The 15,761-nt window shown below is 69.0% G+C and carries 13 protein-coding genes; all 13 read right to left on the reverse strand.

The genetic code is table 11. The features are described from left to right. Nucleotides 1–48: 48 nt before the first annotated feature. The 13 genes from nuoN to AB0N17_RS26815 are packed head-to-tail and all read right to left on the reverse strand — an operon-like array spanning nt 49 to nt 15,750. The gene (nuoN, locus tag AB0N17_RS26755; protein WP_366014048.1) at nt 49–1,728 is read right to left on the reverse strand and encodes an NADH-quinone oxidoreductase subunit NuoN; all 1,680 of its coding nucleotides are present in this window, start codon (nt 1,726–1,728) and stop codon (nt 49–51) included. Beyond that, nucleotides 1,725–3,296, reverse strand: a complete 1,572-nt coding sequence (locus tag AB0N17_RS26760; RefSeq protein ID WP_366014049.1) for an NADH-quinone oxidoreductase subunit M — start codon at nt 3,294–3,296, stop codon at nt 1,725–1,727. The genes nuoN and AB0N17_RS26760 overlap by 4 nt, the downstream gene beginning before the upstream one ends. 5 nt (nt 3,297–3,301) lie before the next feature. Further along, nucleotides 3,302–5,248 carry an NADH-quinone oxidoreductase subunit L gene (nuoL, locus tag AB0N17_RS26765; RefSeq protein WP_366014050.1) on the reverse strand — a complete coding sequence of 649 codons (1,947 nt, stop codon included), beginning with the start codon at nt 5,246–5,248 and terminating at the stop codon, nt 3,302–3,304. Nucleotides 5,249–5,263: 15 nt separating this feature from the next. Then, nucleotides 5,264–5,563 (reverse strand): NADH-quinone oxidoreductase subunit NuoK, encoded by a 300-nt coding sequence (gene nuoK / locus AB0N17_RS26770; RefSeq protein ID WP_023547474.1) that lies wholly within the window; start codon nt 5,561–5,563, stop codon nt 5,264–5,266. Next, nucleotides 5,560–6,405, reverse strand: coding sequence for an NADH-quinone oxidoreductase subunit J (locus AB0N17_RS26775; RefSeq protein ID WP_366014051.1), 846 nt, complete (start codon nt 6,403–6,405; stop codon nt 5,560–5,562). The genes nuoK and AB0N17_RS26775 overlap by 4 nt, the downstream gene beginning before the upstream one ends. Continuing rightward, nucleotides 6,402–7,043 (reverse strand): NADH-quinone oxidoreductase subunit NuoI, encoded by a 642-nt coding sequence (gene nuoI / locus AB0N17_RS26780; protein ID WP_366014052.1) that lies wholly within the window; start codon nt 7,041–7,043, stop codon nt 6,402–6,404. Before nuoI ends, AB0N17_RS26775 begins: the two co-directional genes overlap by 4 nt. Next, nucleotides 7,036–8,400 (reverse strand): NADH-quinone oxidoreductase subunit NuoH, encoded by a 1,365-nt coding sequence (gene nuoH, locus AB0N17_RS26785; RefSeq protein WP_366014054.1) that lies wholly within the window; start codon nt 8,398–8,400, stop codon nt 7,036–7,038. Before nuoH ends, nuoI begins: the two co-directional genes overlap by 8 nt. Beyond that, nucleotides 8,397–10,901 carry an NADH-quinone oxidoreductase subunit G gene (locus AB0N17_RS26790; RefSeq protein WP_366014055.1) on the reverse strand — a complete coding sequence of 835 codons (2,505 nt, stop codon included), beginning with the start codon at nt 10,899–10,901 and terminating at the stop codon, nt 8,397–8,399. Before AB0N17_RS26790 ends, nuoH begins: the two co-directional genes overlap by 4 nt. Continuing rightward, a complete protein-coding gene (nuoF, locus tag AB0N17_RS26795; RefSeq protein WP_366014056.1) occupies nt 10,898–12,247 on the reverse strand; it encodes an NADH-quinone oxidoreductase subunit NuoF in 1,350 nt (449 codons plus the stop codon). Before nuoF ends, AB0N17_RS26790 begins: the two co-directional genes overlap by 4 nt. Then, the gene (nuoE, locus tag AB0N17_RS26800; protein WP_366014057.1) at nt 12,244–13,110 is read right to left on the reverse strand and encodes an NADH-quinone oxidoreductase subunit NuoE; all 867 of its coding nucleotides are present in this window, start codon (nt 13,108–13,110) and stop codon (nt 12,244–12,246) included. Before nuoE ends, nuoF begins: the two co-directional genes overlap by 4 nt. After that, on the reverse strand, nt 13,107–14,429 hold the full coding sequence (locus AB0N17_RS26805) for an NADH-quinone oxidoreductase subunit D (RefSeq protein WP_366014058.1): 1,323 nt from the start codon (nt 14,427–14,429) through the stop codon (nt 13,107–13,109). The genes nuoE and AB0N17_RS26805 overlap by 4 nt, the downstream gene beginning before the upstream one ends. Beyond that, entirely contained in the window at nt 14,426–15,199 is a 774-nt protein-coding gene (locus AB0N17_RS26810) for an NADH-quinone oxidoreductase subunit C (RefSeq protein WP_366014059.1), read from the reverse strand. Before AB0N17_RS26810 ends, AB0N17_RS26805 begins: the two co-directional genes overlap by 4 nt. Next, complete coding sequence (locus AB0N17_RS26815; protein WP_007383964.1) at nt 15,196–15,750, reverse strand: NADH-quinone oxidoreductase subunit B family protein; 555 nt, start codon at nt 15,748–15,750, stop codon at nt 15,196–15,198. Before AB0N17_RS26815 ends, AB0N17_RS26810 begins: the two co-directional genes overlap by 4 nt. Nucleotides 15,751–15,761 lie beyond the last annotated feature (11 nt).

Raw genomic sequence — 15,761 nt, forward strand, 5'->3', positions numbered from 1 at the left:
ACCTCGTCGGCGAACGCCGAGAGCGTGTCGACCATGGTGTTGATGACGTCAGCGAGGGCGGCGACCTCGCCCTTGGCCTCGACGGTGAAAGACACCTGCCTGGCTCGCCAGGTTCAGGAAGTACTGCGGCGCCACGCCGAGCACCACCGTCACCGCCACGCCCATGCCGATGGCGATCATGGTCATCGGCGACGGCACGGCCACGGTCGGTCCGTCGGGCCTCGGCTCGCTGAAGAACATGAGCACGATCACGCGGATGTAGAAGAACGCGGCGATCGCCGAGGAGATCACACCGATGACCACCAGCGGGACCGCGCCGCCGTCCGCCGCCGCCTTGAACACGGCGAACTTCCCGGCGAAGCCGGAGGTCAGCGGGATACCGGCGAAGGCCAGCAGGAACACCGCGAACACGGCCGCCACCAGCGGGGAGCGGCGGCCGAGCCCGGCCCACTTGGACAGGTGGGTCGCCTCGCCGCCCGCGTCGCGCACCAGCGTGACCACCGCGAAGGCGCCGATCGTCACGAACGAGTACCCGGCCAGGTAGAAGAGGACCGAGGAGACCCCGTCCTTCGAGGTGGCGATGACACCCGCGAGGATGAATCCGGCGTGCGCGATGGACGAGTACGCCAGCAGCCGCTTGATGTCGGTCTGCGTGATCGCGACGATCGCACCACCCAGCATCGTGATGATCGCCACCGCCCACATCACCGGCCGCCAGTCCCAGCGCATGCCCGGCAGGACGACGTACAGCAGCCGCAGCAGCGCTCCGAACGCCGCCACCTTCGTCGCCGCCGCCATGAAGCCGGTCACCGGGGTCGGTGCGCCCTGGTAGACGTCTGGCGTCCACATGTGGAACGGCACCGCGGCGACCTTGAACAGCAGGCCCATCACGATCATCGCGGCGCCGATCAGCAGCAGCGCGTCGTTGCCCATGGTGTTCGCCAGCGCCGGGTCGACGTTGGTGACCGTGCCGTCGACGACCTGCGCGATGCGCGCGTACGACACCGAGCCCGCGTAGCCGTACAGCAGGGCGATGCCGAACAGCGTGAACGCGGAGGCGAACGCGCCGAGCAGGAAGTACTTGACCGCGGCTTCCTGCGACATCAGCCGCTTGCGGCGGGCCAGCGCGCACAGCAGGTACAGCGGGAGGGAGAAGACCTCCAGGGCCACGAAGAGCGTCAGCAGATCGTTGGCCGAGGGGAACACCAGCATGCCGGCGACGGCGAAGAGGAGGAGCGGGAAGACCTCCGTGGTCGTGAACCCGGCCTTCACCGCCGCCTGCTCGCTGTCGCTGCCCGGCACGGAGGCGGCCTGCGCGGCGAAGGAGTCGACGCGGTTGCCGTGCGTCGCCGGGTCCAGGCGCCGTTCGGCGAACGTGAACAGACCGACCAGGCCGGCCAGCACGATCGTGCCCTGCAGGAAGAGGGCCGGGCCGTCGACCGCGATCGCGCCCATGGCCGCGATGTGCGCCTTCGTGGTGCCGTACCCGTCGGCCGCGAGGGCGACGACCGCGGCGAACGCGGCGCACAGGGCCACTGCGGAAACGAACACCTGCGCGTAGTAACGGGACTTGCGCGGGGCGAACGCCTCGATGAGCACCCCGACCAGCGCGGCACCGACGACGATCAGCGTCGGCGACAATTGTCCGTATTCGATCTTCGGTGCCGGGATCTTCGAGATCGGGTCGGCCGCGGTTGTCCACAGGCTGTGGACGGCTGTTGTGCTCACTTGGCCGCCTCCACCGAGGGCTTGGGGTCGGTCTTGTGTACGTCGGACATGGTCTGCTTGACCGCCGGATTGACGATGTCCGTGACGGGCTTGGGATAGACGCCCAGGAAGATCAGCAGCACGATCAGCGGGGCGACGACCACCAGCTCACGCACGCGCAGGTCGGGCATCGCCGACAGCTCGGGCTTCACCGGGCCCGTCATCGTGCGCTGGTACAGGACGAGGACGTACAGCGCGGCGAGGACGATGCCGAAGGTGGCGATGATGCCGATCGCCGGGTAGCGCGTGAACGTGCCGACCAGGACCAGGAACTCGCTCACGAACGGCGCCAGGCCGGGCAGCGAGAGGGTGGCGAGCCCGCCGATCAGGAAGGTGCCGGCGAGCACCGGGGCGACCTTCTGCACACCGCCGTAGTCGGCGATGAGCCGCGAGCCGCGCCGGGAGATCAGGAAGCCGGCGACCAGCATCAGCGCGGCCGTGGAGATGCCGTGGTTGACCATGTAGAGCGTCGCGCCGGACTGGCCCTGGCTGGTCATCGCGAAGATGCCCATGATGATGAAGCCGAAGTGCGAGATCGAGGCGTACGCCACCAGGCGTTTGATGTCCCGCTGGCCGACGGCGAGCAGTGCACCGTAGACGATGCTGATCAGCGCCAGGACGAGGATGACGGGTGTCGCCCACTTGCTGGCCTCCGGGAACAGCTGGAGGCAGAAGCGGAGCATCGCGAAGGTGCCCACCTTGTCGACGACCGCGGTGATGAGGACGGCGACCGGAGCGGTGGACTCCTGCATGGCGTTGGGCAGCCAGGTGTGCAGCGGCCACAGCGGCGCCTTCACCGCGAAGGCGAAGAAGAAGCCGAGGAACAGCCAGCGTTCGGTGCTCGTCGCCATGTGCAGCGAACCGTTCGCGCGGGCCTGGGCGATCTCCTGGAGGCTGAAGTTCCCGGCGACCACGTAGAGGCCGATCACCGCGGCCAGCATGAGCAGACCGCCGACCAGGTTGTACAGCAGGAACTTCACCGCCGCGTACGACCGCTGCGTCGAGGCCGCCTCCTCGCCCTGTGCGTGGGCGTGGTCCCCGAAGCCGCCGATGAGGAAGTACATCGGGATGAGCATGGCTTCGAAGAAGATGTAGAAGACGAAGACGTCGGTGGCCTCGAAGGAGATGACCACCATCGCCTCGACCGCGAGGATCAGGGCGAAGAAGCCCTGGGTGGGACGCCAGCGGCGGCTCCCTGTCTCCAGCGGGTCGGCGTCGTGCCAGCCGGCGAGGATGATGAACGGGATCAGCAGGGCGGTCAGCGCGATCAGCGCCACCGCGATGCCGTCGACGCCCAGTTCGTAGCGCACCCCGAAGTCCGCGATCCAGGCGCGGGACTCGGTGAGCTGGTAGCGGGCACCGTCCGGGTCGAAGCGGACCAGCACGATGATCGCCAGGGCGAGCGTGGCGAGGGAGACGACGAGCGCCAGCCATTTGGCGGCGGTGCGCCGCGCGGCCGGTACGGCGGCCGTGGCGACGGCCCCTACGGCCGGGAGCGCCGCCGTCGCTGTCAGCAGAGGAAAGGACATCGGTATCAGACCGCCCTCATCAGCAGGGTCGCGGCGACCAGGAGGGCCGCACCGCCGAACATCGAGACCGCGTAGGAGCGGGCGAAGCCGTTCTGCAGCCGGCGCAGCCGACCGGACAGGCCGCCGAAACCGGCCGCCGTGCCGTTGACGACACCATCGACCAGGGTGTGGTCGACGTAGACCAGGGAGCGTGTGAGGTGCTCGCCGCCGCGTACCAGGACGATGTGGTTGAAGTCGTCCTGGAGCAGGTCGCGGCGGGCCGCGCGGGTGAGCAGCGAGCCGCGCGGGGCGACGGCCGGGACGGGCTTGCGGCCGTACTGCGCCCAGGCGATGCCGACGCCGACGACCAGGCACACCATGGTCGCGCCCGTGACCACTCCGGCACTGATCGGCGAGTTGCCCTCGCTGTGTCCGGTGACCGGCTCCAGCCAGTGCAGGAAGCGATCGCCGAGGTTGAAGAAGAAGCCGCCGAAGACCGAGCCGACGGCCAGCACGATCATCGGAATCGTCATGACCTTCGGGGACTCGTGCGGGTGGGGCTCGGCGTGCTCGCCACGGTGCTCCGCTGCCGGCTCCGCGCTCGGCGCCTGAGGGGAGCGAGTGGGTTGGTTCTTCCAACGCTCCTCTCCGAAGAAGGTCATCAGCATCACGCGCGTCATGTAGAAGGCGGTGATGGCCGCGCCCAGCAGGGCCGCGCCGCCGAGGATCCAGCCCTCGGTGCCGCCCTTCGCGAACGCCGCCTCGATGATCTTGTCCTTGGAGAAGAAGCCGGACAGGCCCGGGAAGCCGATGATGGCGAGGTAGCCGAGGCCGAAGGTGATGAAGGTGACCGGCATGTACTTGCGCAGGCCGCCGTATCGGCGCATGTCCACCTCGTCGTTCATGCCGTGCATGACCGAGCCGGCGCCGAGGAACAGGCCGGCCTTGAAGAAGCCGTGCGTCACCAGGTGCATGATCGCGAAGACGTAGCCGATCGGGCCGAGGCCCGCCGCCAGAACCATGTAGCCGATCTGCGACATGGTCGAGCCGGCCAGCGCCTTCTTGATGTCGTCCTTCGCGCAACCGACGATCGCACCGAAGAGGAGCGTGACCGCGCCGACCACGGTGACGGCGAGCTGGGCGTCCGGGGCCGCGTTGAAGATGGTCGCGGAGCGGACGATGAGGTACACGCCCGCGGTCACCATCGTCGCCGCGTGGATGAGGGCCGAGACCGGGGTCGGGCCCTCCATGGCGTCGCCGAGCCAGGACTGCAGCGGCACCTGGGCGGACTTGCCGCAGGCGGCGAGCAGCAGCATCAGGCCGATCGCGGTGAGCTTGCCCTCGGAGGCGTCACCGGCGTGGCTGAGGACCGGTCCGAAGGCGAAGCTGCCGAAGGTGGTGAACATCAGCATGATCGCGATCGACAGGCCCATGTCGCCGACGCGGTTGACCAGGAAGGCCTTCTTCGCGGCCGTGGCGGCGCTGGGCTTGTGCTGCCAGAAGCCGATCAGGAGGTACGAGGCGAGGCCGACGCCCTCCCAGCCGACGTACAGCAGCAGGTAGTTGTCGGCGAGGACGAGGAGCAGCATCGCCGCGAGGAACAGGTTCAGGTAGCCGAAGAAGCGGCGCCGCCGCTCGTCGTGCTCCATGTACCCGATCGAGTACAGGTGGATCAGTGAGCCGACGCCCGTGATCAGCAGGACGAAGGTCATCGACAGCTGGTCGAGGCGGAAGGTGACGTCCGCGTGGAAGCTGCCGACCGAGATCCATGTCCACAGGTGCTGGGTCAGTGTGCGGTGTTCGGCGTTCCTGCCGAGCAGGTCGGCGAAGAGGATCACACCGAACACGAAGGAGGCGGTCGACAGCAGCGTGCCGATCCAGTGGCCGACGGCGTCGAGCCGTCGGCCGCCGACCAGGAGGACGGCCGCTCCGAGCAGGGGCGCCGCGATGAGCAGCGCGATCAGGTTCTCCACGATTCTTCCGACCCCTTACAGCTTCATCAGGCTGGCGTCGTCGACCGAGGCCGAGTGGCGGGTACGGAACAGCGACACGATGATCGCGAGGCCCACCACGACCTCCGCGGCGGCGACGACCATCGTGAAGAAGGCGATGATCTGGCCGTCGAGGTTGCCGTGCATCCGGGAGAAGGTGACGAACGCGAGGTTGCAGGCGTTCAGCATCAGCTCGATGCACATGAAGACCACGATGGCGTTGCGGCGGATCAGGACACCGGTCGCGCCGATCGTGAACAGCAGGGCGGCGAGGTAGAGGTAGTTGACCGGGTTCACTTCGACGCCTCCTCGGGCCGCTTGAACGTGGCCGGTTCGATCGCCGTACGCTCCAGGCGCTCCTCCGCACGCTGCTCCAGCGCCCGCAGGTCGTTGAGCGCCTCCGCGGACACGTCGCGGATCTGGCCGCGCTCGCGCAGCGTCTTGCTGACGGTCAGCTCGGACGGGGTGCCGTCGGGCAGCAGGCCCGCGATGTCGACGGCGTTGTGCCGGGCGTAGACACCGGGGGCGGGCAGCGGCGGGATGTGGGCGCCCTCGCGGATGCGCTGTTCGGACAGCTCGCGCTGGGTCCTGGCGCGCTCGGTGCGCTCGCGGTGAGTGAGCACCATGGCGCCGACGGCGGCCGTGATGAGCAGGGCGCCGGTGATTTCGAAGGCGAAGACGTACTTGGTGAAGATGAGGGAGGCGAGGCCCTCCACGTTGCCGTTCGCGTTCGCCTGGCCGGTGCCGGCGAACTGCTTCAGGGAGGCGTTGCCGATGCCGGCGAACAGCAGGACGCCGAAGCCGACTCCGCAGAGAAGGGCCAGCCAGCGCTGGCCCTTGATGGTCTCCTTCAGCGAGTCCGCGGCCGTCACGCCGACGAGCATCACCACGAACAGGAACAGCATCATGATCGCGCCCGTGTAGACGACGATCTGCACGATTCCCAGGAAGTAGGCGCCGTTGGCGAGGTAGAAGATCGCCAGAATGATCATGGTGCCGGCGAGGCAGAGCGCGCTGTGCACGGCCTTCTTCATGAAGACGGTGCACAGGGCGCCGATCACCGCGATCGTGCCCAGGACCCAGAACTGGAAGGCCTCACCCGTGGAGGTGGTGTAGGCGGCGAGGTGCTGCGCGGTCATCGGCCGATCACCTTCTCCGAGGCCGGCTCGTCCTCGCCGGAGGTGGAGGCGGCCTCCTGCGGGACCTCGCCCTTGGAGACGGCGACCTGGCGGACCGTGCCGGGGGCGGCCTGGGTCACCAGGCCCCGGTAGTAGTCCTGTTCGTCCGTCCCGGGGAAGATCGAGTGAGGCGTGTCGACCATGCCCTCTTCGAGGCCGGCGAGGAGCTGTTCCTTCGTGTAGATGAGGTTGGCCCGGCTGGAGTCGGCCAGCTCGAACTCGTTCGTCATCGTCAGCGCGCGCGTGGGGCACGCCTCGATGCACAGCCCGCACAGGATGCAGCGGGCGTAGTTGATCTGGTAGACGCGGCCGTAGCGCTCGCCCGGCGAGTAGCGCTCCTCGTCGGTGTTGTCGGCGCCTTCCACGTAGATGGCGTCGGCGGGGCAGGCCCAGGCGCACAGCTCGCAGCCGACGCACTTCTCCAGGCCGTCCGGATGGCGGTTGAGCTGGTGCCGTCCGTGGAACCGCGGAGCCGTGGTCTTCTTCTGCTCCGGGTACTGCTCGGTCAGCCGCTTCTTGAACATGGCCTTGAAGGTCACGCCGAAGCCGGCGACGGGGTTCTGGAAACCGGGCTTGGTGTCCTTGGGTTCCTCAGCCATCGGACGCCTCCTTTCCATCCGTAGGTCCGTCACTGACAGTGTCCGGCCCGCCACTGACAATCAGCTCCCGCTCGTGGTGCGAGCGGCGCCTCGGCACCGGCGGCAGCTCCTGGCCCGGCAGCGGCGGTACGGGGAATCCACCGGCCATCGGGTCGAATCCGGGCTGCTCGGCGGCGGGCTGTTCCGCCGTCTTCGCCTTCTCGCGGAACATGTCGACGAGGAAGGAGATCAGCAGCAGGGCGAGGACTCCGCCGCCGACGTAGAGGGCGATGTCGGCGAAGTCGTAGTGCTCGTTGCGCAGGGCCCGCACGGTCGCGACCAGCATCAGCCAGGTCACCGAAACCGGGATGAGGACCTTCCAGCCGAGCTTCATCAGCTGGTCGTAGCGGACGCGGGGCAGTGTGCCGCGCAGCCAGATGAAGAAGAACAGCAGCAACTGAACCTTGATCACGAACCAGAGCAGGGGCCACCAGCCGTGGTTCGCGCCCTCCCAGAAGGAGCTGATCGGCCAGGGGGCGCGCCAGCCGCCGAGGAACAGGGTGGTGGACACGGCCGAGACCGTCACCATGTTCACGTACTCGGCGAGCATGAACATCGCGAACTTGATGGACGAGTACTCGGTGTTGAAGCCGCCGACCAGGTCGCCCTCGGACTCCGGCATGTCGAAGGGGGCGCGGTTGGTCTCGCCGACCATCGTGACGATGTAGAGGATGAAGGAGACCGGCAGCAGCAGGATGTACCAGCGGTCGTGCTGCTGCTCGACGATCGTCGACGTCGACATCGACCCCGAGTAGAGGAACACCGAGGCGAACGCGGCGCCCATGGCGATCTCGTAGGAGATCATCTGCGCGCAGGAGCGCAGGCCTCCTAGGAGCGGGTAGGTGGATCCGGAACTCCAACCCGCGAGGACGATGCCGTAGATGCCGACGGAGGCGACCGCGAGGATGTAGAGCATCGCGATCGGCAGGTCGGTCAGCTGCATCGTGGTGCGCGTGCCGAAGATCGAGATCTCGTTGTCGGCCGGCCCGAAGGGGATCACCGCGATCGCCATGAAGGCCGGGATGGCCGCGACGATCGGCGCGAGGACGTACACCACCTTGTCCGCGCGGCGGACGATGAGGTCCTCCTTGAGCATCAGCTTCACGCCGTCGGCCAGCGACTGGAGCATGCCCCAGGGGCCGTGCCGGTTGGGGCCGATGCGCAGCTGCATCCAGGCGACGACCTTGCGCTCCCAGACGATGGAGAACAGCACGGTCACCATCAGGAAGGCGAAGCAGAAGACGGCCTTGACGACGACCAGCCACCAGGGGTCGCGGCCGAACATCGAGAGGTCTTCAGCGGCGAGGTACGGGCTCATGCCTCCACCTCCTTGGGGGCCTGTTCGGCGAGCGCCGCCGGGCCGATGCGGACGAGGGAGCCGGGGTGCGCCCCGGTGTCGGAGGCGACTCCGGCGCCCACGGAGTTCAGCGGGAGCCAGACCACCCGGTCGGGCATCTCGGTGATCTTCAGGGGCAGTTCGACGGAGCCGGCGGAACCGGTGACGGCGAGGAGGCCGCCGTCCTGCACGCCGGCCTCGGCGGCCGTCGCGGCGGACACGCGCGCGTGTGCGGCGTGCCGGGTGCCGGCGAGGGCTTCGTCGCCGTCCTGCAGGACGCCCTGGTCGAGCAGCAGCCGGTGCCCGGCCAGTACGGCCTCGCCGGCGGCCGGGCGGGGCAGCGCGCCCGCCGTCTCCAGCGGTTCGGTGGCACGCGGACCGTCCCAGGAGCCGAGCCGGTCGATCTCCGCGCGCGTGGTGCGCAGGTCCGGCAGGCCCAGGTGGACGTCCATGGCGTCGGCCAGCATCTGCAGCACCCGCGTGTCGGTCGGTGCGAGGCGGCGGGTCATCTGGTCGGGCTTGAGCGCGGTCTCGAAGAGGCGTACCCTGCCCTCCCAGTTGAGGAAGGTGCCTGCCTTCTCGGCGACCGCGGCGACCGGCAGGACGACGTCGGCGCGCTCGGTGACCTCGCTGGGCCGCAGCTCCAGCGACACCAGGAAGCCGACGCTGTCGAGCGCCTCACGCGCGCGTGCCGGGTCGGGCAGGTCGGCGACCTCCACGCCCGCGACCACCAGCGCCGACAGTTCACCCCGGGCTGCGGCCTCGACGATCTGGTGGGTGTCGCGGCCGTAGCGCAGCGGGAGTTCGGCGAGTCCCCAGGCGGCGGCGACCTCCTCCCGCGCGCGCGGGTCGGTCGCCGGGCGGCCGCCCGGCAGCAGCGAGGGCAGCGCGCCCGCCTCGATCGCCCCGCGCTCACCGGCCCGGCGCGGGATCCACACCAGGTGGGCGCCGGTCGCCGCGGCGGCGCGTACGGCGGCGGTGAGACCACCGGCGACCGCGGCGAGCCGCTCACCGGCGACGATGACCGCGCCCTCGGCACGCAGTGCCTCGGCGGCGAGCGTGCCGGGCTCCTCCAGGCCGACGCCGCTCGCGAGGGCGTCCAGCCACTCGGTCTCGGTGCCGGGGGCGGCCGGCAGCAGCGTGCCGCCCGCCTTCTCCAGGCCCCGGGTGGCGTGCGTGGACAGCGCGAACACCCGCTGCTTGTGCTTGCGCCAGGCCTTGCGCAGCCGCAGGAAGACGCCGGGCGCCTCCTCCTCCGACTCGAAGCCGACCAGCAGGACCGCGGGGGCCTTCTCCAGGGAGGTGTACGTGACGCCCGTACCGTCGAGGTCACGGCCACGGCCGGCGATCCGCGACGCCAGGAAGTCGGCCTCCTCGCCGCTGTGCACGCGCGCGCGGAAGTCGATGTCGTTGGTGTCGAGGGCCACGCGCGCGAACTTGCTGTAGGCGTAGGCGTCCTCGACGGTCAGCCGGCCGCCGGTGAGGACGCCGGCCCGGGAGCGGGCGGCGCTCAGGCCGCGCGCGGCGGCCTCCAGTGCCTCCGGCCAGGATGTGGGCTCCAGGACGCCGTCCGCGTTGCGTACGAGCGGGGTGTCGAGGCGGTCCTTCCCTTGCGCGTACCGGAACGCGAAGCGTCCCTTGTCGCAGATCCACTCCTCGTTGACCTCGGGGTCGTCGGCGGCGAGCCGCCGCATGACCTTGCCGCGCCGGTGGTCGGTGCGGGTGGCGCAGCCGCCGGAGCAGTGTTCGCAGACCGACGGAGAGGAGATGAGGTCGAAGGGGCGGGAGCGGAAACGATAGGCCGCCGAGGTGAGCGCGCCGACCGGGCAGATCTGGATCGTGTTGCCGGAGAAGTACGACTCGAACGGGTCGCCCTCGCCGGTGCCGACCTGCTGCAGCGCGCCCCGCTCCACCAGTTCGATCATCGGGTCGCCGGCGACCTGGTTGGAGAAGCGGGTGCAGCGGGCGCACAGTACGCACCGCTCGCGGTCGAGCAGCACCTGCGTGGAGATGGGGACGGGCTTCTCGTAGGTCCGCTTGCGGCCCTCGAAGCGGGACTCGGCGTTGCCGTGCGACATGGCCTGGTTCTGCAGCGGGCACTCGCCGCCCTTGTCGCAGACCGGGCAGTCGAGCGGGTGGTTGATGAGCAGCAGCTCCATCACGCCGTGCTGGGCCTTCTCGGCGACCGGCGAGGTGAGGTGCGTCTTGACGACCATGCCGTCGGTGCAGGTGATGGTGCAGGACGCCATCGGCTTGCGCTGGCCCTCGACCTCGACGATGCACTGCCGGCAGGCACCGGCCGGGTCCAGGAGGGGGTGGTCGCAGAACCGCGGGATCTCGATGCCGAGCTGCTCGGCGGCCCGGATGACGAGCGTGCCCTTGGGCACGCTGATCTCGACGCCGTCGATCGTCAGCGTGACGAGGTCTTCCGGCGGGACCGCCGCCTCTCCGCCACCCGCGGGAGCACTGGTGGTCACGGTCATGCGTTCACCTCCGGGCGGTCCGCCCAGGCCGTCGACTTGGCCGGGTCGAAGGGGCAGCCCCGGCCCGTGATGTGCTGCTCGTACTCCTCGCGGAAGTACTTCAGCGAGGAGAAGATCGGGGATGCCGCGCCGTCACCGAGGGCGCAGAAGGACTTGCCGTTGATGTTGTCGGCGATGTCGTTCAGTTTGTCGAGGTCGGACATGACGCCCTTGCCGGCCTCGATGTCGCGCAGCAACTGCACCAGCCAGTACGTCCCTTCACGGCATGGGGTGCACTTGCCGCAGGACTCGTGGGCGTAGAACTCGGTCCAGCGGGTCACCGCCCGCACCACGCAGGTCGTCTCGTCGAAGCACTGCAGCGCCTTGGTGCCGAGCATGGAGCCGGCGGCGCCGACCCCCTCGTAGTCGAGGGGGACGTCGAGGTGCTCGTCGGTGAACATCGGCGTCGAGGAGCCGCCCGGCGTCCAGAACTTCAGGCGGTGGCCGGTCCGCATGCCGCCGCTCATGTCGAGGAGCTGGCGGAGGGTGATGCCGAGCGGCGCCTCGTACTGGCCGGGGCTGGCGACGTGGCCGCTGAGGGAGTAGAGCGTGAAGCCCGGGGACTTCTCGCTGCCCATCGACCTGAACCAGTCTTTCCCGTTTTTCAGGATGGCGGGAACCGACGCGATCGACTCGACGTTGTTCACAACAGTCGGACAGGCGTAGAGGCCTTCCACCGCAGGGAAGGGGGGACGGAGCCGCGGTTGACCACGGCGGCCTTCGAGCGAGTCGAGCAGTGCGGTCTCCTCACCGCAGATGTACGCGCCGGCGCCCGCGTGCACGGTGAGTTCGAGGTCGAGTCCGCTGCCCAGGATGTTCTCGCCGAGGTAGCCCGCCGCGTAGGCCTCGCGCACGGCCTCGTGCAACCGCCGCAGAACGGGGACGACTTCACCACGCAGATAGATGAAGGCATGCGACGACCTGATGGCGTAACACGCGATCACAATGCCCTCGATGAGGCTGTGCGGGTTCGCGAAGAGGAGCGGGATGTCCTTGCAGGTGCCCGGCTCCGACTCGTCGGCGTTGACAACTAGATAGTGCGGTTTTCCATCACCCTGAGGAATGAACTGCCACTTCATTCCGGTCGGGAATCCCGCGCCGCCGCGCCCGCGCAGTCCGGACTCCTTGACGTACGCGATCAGGTCGTCCGGGGTCATGGCGAGCGCCTTGCGGAGCCCCTCGTACCCCTCATGCCTCCGGTAGACGTCCATGCTCCAGGACCGGTCCTCGTCCCAGAAGGCCGACAGCACGGGTGCGAGCAGCTTCTCGGGGCTCGAGTCCTTGAGTTCGGGTGCCACGGTCATCACTCCCCCTCCTCTGCGGTAGGCCCTGCGGGGTGAGCCGGGTCGGAGGCCGAGGTCTCCTGCGGCGCGTCATGGGAACTGAGGTGTTCGGCCGGCGACGGCTCGTGCACCCGGTCCTGCGGGTCATCATGTGGACCTCCGCGCGGATGGACCACGCGCGCGGGTGCGGCCTCTCCCCTTGCCAGGCGAAGGCCCACCAGCGACGCGGGTCCCGCACTGCCGCCCTCCTCGACGGCCCCTGGCCGCTCGTCGGGGAAGCCGGCCAGAATCCGCGCGGTCTCCTTGAAGGTGCACAGCCGCGCCCCGCGCGTGGGCTGGACGGGCCGGTCCGCCCGCAGGTCGTCGACCAGGCGCTTGGCGCTGCCGGGCGTCTGGTTGTCGAAGAACTCCCAGTTGACCATCACGACCGGCGCGTAGTCGCAGGCCGCGTTGCACTCGATGTGCTCCAGCGTGACCTTGCCGTCGTCGGTGGTCTCACCGTTGCCGACGCCCAGGTGCTCCTGGAGGGTCTCGAAGATGGCGTCGCCGCCCATCACCGCGCACAGCGTGTTGGTGCACACGCCCACCTGGTAGTCGCCGGAGGCCTTGCGCCGGTACATGGTGTAGAAGGTGGCGACGGCGGTGACCTCGGCCGTGGTCAGGTCGAGCATGTCCGCGCAGAACCGCATTCCGGTGCGCGTGACGTGGCCTTCCTCCGCCTGCACGAGGTGGAGGAGCGGCAGCAGGGCGGACCGGGAGTCCGGGTAGCGCGCGATCACCTCGCGCGCGTCCGCCTCCAGCCGGGCCCGGACGTCGTCCGGGTACGCGGGCGCGGGCAGTTCGGGCATGCCCAGGCTGACGCCCCGCTCCGAAGAAGAGGTGGTCACCGGTCGACGCCTCCCATCACGGGGTCGATGGACGCGACGGCGACGATGACGTCGGCGACCTGGCCGCCTTCGCACATCGCCGCCATGGCCTGCAGATTGGTGAAGGACGGGTCCCGGAAGTGGACCCGGTAGGGGCGGGTGCCGCCGTCGGAGACGACGTGCACGCCGAGTTCGCCCTTGGGGGACTCGACGGCCGCGTACGCCTGTCCCGGCGGTACGCGGAAGCCCTCGGTGACGAGCTTGAAGTGGTGGATCAGGGCCTCCATGGAGGTGCCCATGATCTTCTTGATGTGGTCGAGGGAGTTGCCGAGCCCGTCGGGTCCCAGGGCGAGCTGGGCGGGCCAGGCGATCTTCTTGTCGGCGACCATGACCGGCCCCGGCTGGAGCCGGTCCAGGCACTGCTCGATGATCCCGAGCGACTGGCGCATCTCCTCCAGGCGGACCAGGAAGCGGCCGTAGGCGTCGCAGCTGTCGGCGGTGGGGACGTCGAAGTCGTACGTCTCGTAGTCGCAGTACGGCTGGGCCTTGCGCAGGTCGTGCGGCAGGCCGGTGGAGCGCAGGATCGGGCCGGTGGCGCCGAGGGCCATGCAGCCGGCCAGGTCGAGGTAGCCGATGTCCTGCATGCGGGCCTTGAAGATGGGGTTCCCGGTGGCGAGCTTGTCGTACTCCGGGAGGTTCTTCTTCATCTTCTTCACGAACTCGCGGATCTGGTCCACCGCGCCCGGGGGCAGGTCCTGGGCGAGTCCGCCGGGGCGGATGTACGCGTGGTTCATCCGCAGGCCCGTGATGAGCTCGTAGAGGTCGAGAATCATTTCACGATCACGGAATCCGTAGATCATGATCGTGGTGGCGCCGAGCTCCATGCCGCCGGTGGCGATGCACACCAGGTGGGAGGACATCCGGTTCAGCTCCATCAGGAGCACCCGGATGATCTTTGCGCGCTCGGTGATGTCGTCCTCGATGCCGAGGAGCTTCTCGACGGCGAGACAGTAGGCGGTCTCGTTGAAGAAGGACGTCAGGTAGTCCATGCGCGTGACGAAGGTGGTGCCCTGCGTCCACGTGCGGAACTCAAGGTTCTTCTCGATGCCGGTGTGCAGATAGCCGATGCCGCAGCGGGCCTCGGTCACCGTCTCGCCCTCGATCTCCAGGATCAGACGGAGCACTCCATGGGTGGACGGATGCTGAGGACCCATGTTGACGACGATGCGTTCGTCGTCGGCGCGGGCCGCCGACTGGACGATCTCGTCCCAGTCGCCACCGGTGACCGTGTAGACGGTTCCCTCGGTGGTCTCGCGAGGGGAAGCCTGGGAAGTGCTCACGAGTACGACCTCCGCTGGTCCGGAGCAGGGATCTGGGCGCCCTTGTACTCGACGGGGATGCCGCCGAGGGGGTAGTCCTTGCGCTGCGGGTGGCCCTGCCAGTCGTCCGGCATCATGATCCGGGTCAGGGCCGGGTGACCGTCGAAGACGATGCCGAAGAAGTCGTACGTCTCACGCTCGTGCCAGTCGTTGGTCGGGTAGACGGAGACCAGCGACGGGATGCGCGGGTCGCTGTCGGGGGCGCTGACTTCGACGCGGATCAGCCGGTTGTGGGTGATCGAGCGCAGGTGGTAGACGGCGTGCAGCTCGCGGCCCTTGTCGTGCGGGTAGTGGACGCCGCTGACGCCGGTGCACAGTTCGAAGCGCAGGGCCGGGTCGTCGCGCAGGGTGCGGGCGACGCGGAGCAGGTGCTCGCGCTCGATGTGGAAGGTCAGCTCGCCGCGGTCGACGACCGTCTTCTCGATGGCGTTGTCCGGGAGGAGTCCCTGTTCCTCCAGGGCGCCCTCCAGCTCGTCGGCGACCTCGTCGAACCAGCCGCCGTAGGGGCGGGTCGCCGGTCCGGGGAGTCGGACCGAGCGGACCAGGCCGCCGTAGCCGGAGGTGTCGCCGCCGTTGTCGGCGCCGAACATGCCGCGCTGGACGCGGATCTCCTCCCCGCCCTGGCCGCGCTGGCCGGGCAGATTGGAGGCGGCGAGATCCTTCTCGGGGTTCACCCCGTTCGCGGAGCCGTTCACCCCGTTCGCGCCGTTGGTGCCGTTCGCGTCGCTCACCGCAGCAGCCCCTTCATCTCGATCGTGGGCAGGGCCTTGAGCGCCGCTTCCTCTGCCTCGCGGGCCGCTTCCTCGGCGTTGACGCCGAGCTTGGAGGACTGGATCTTCTGGTGGAGCTTGAGGATCGCGTCCATCAGCATCTCGGGGCGGGGCGGACATCCGGGGAGGTAGATGTCGACCGGGACGATGTGGTCGACGCCCTGGACGATCGCGTAGTTGTTGAACATGCCGCCCGAGGAGGCGCAGACGCCCATGGAGATCACCCATTTCGGGTTGGGCATCTGGTCGTAGACCTGCCTGAGGACGGGCGCCATCTTCTGGCTGACCCGGCCGGCGACGATCATCAGGTCCGCCTGGCGCGGCGAGCCGCGGAAGACCTCCATGCCGAAGCGCGCCAGGTCGTACCGGCCGGCGCCGGTGGTCATCATCTCGATGGCGCAGCAGGCGAGGCCGAAGGTGGCGGGGAAGACGGACGCCTTGCGCACCCAGCCCGCGGCCTGCTCGACGGTGGTCAGCAGGAAGCCGCTCGGCAGTTTTTCTTCGAGTCCCATGTCGTTAAAGG

It is taken from the genome of Streptomyces sp. NPDC051133, assembly GCF_040682635.1.
In the GTDB taxonomy this organism is placed as follows: Bacteria; Actinomycetota; Actinomycetes; order Streptomycetales; family Streptomycetaceae; genus Streptomyces.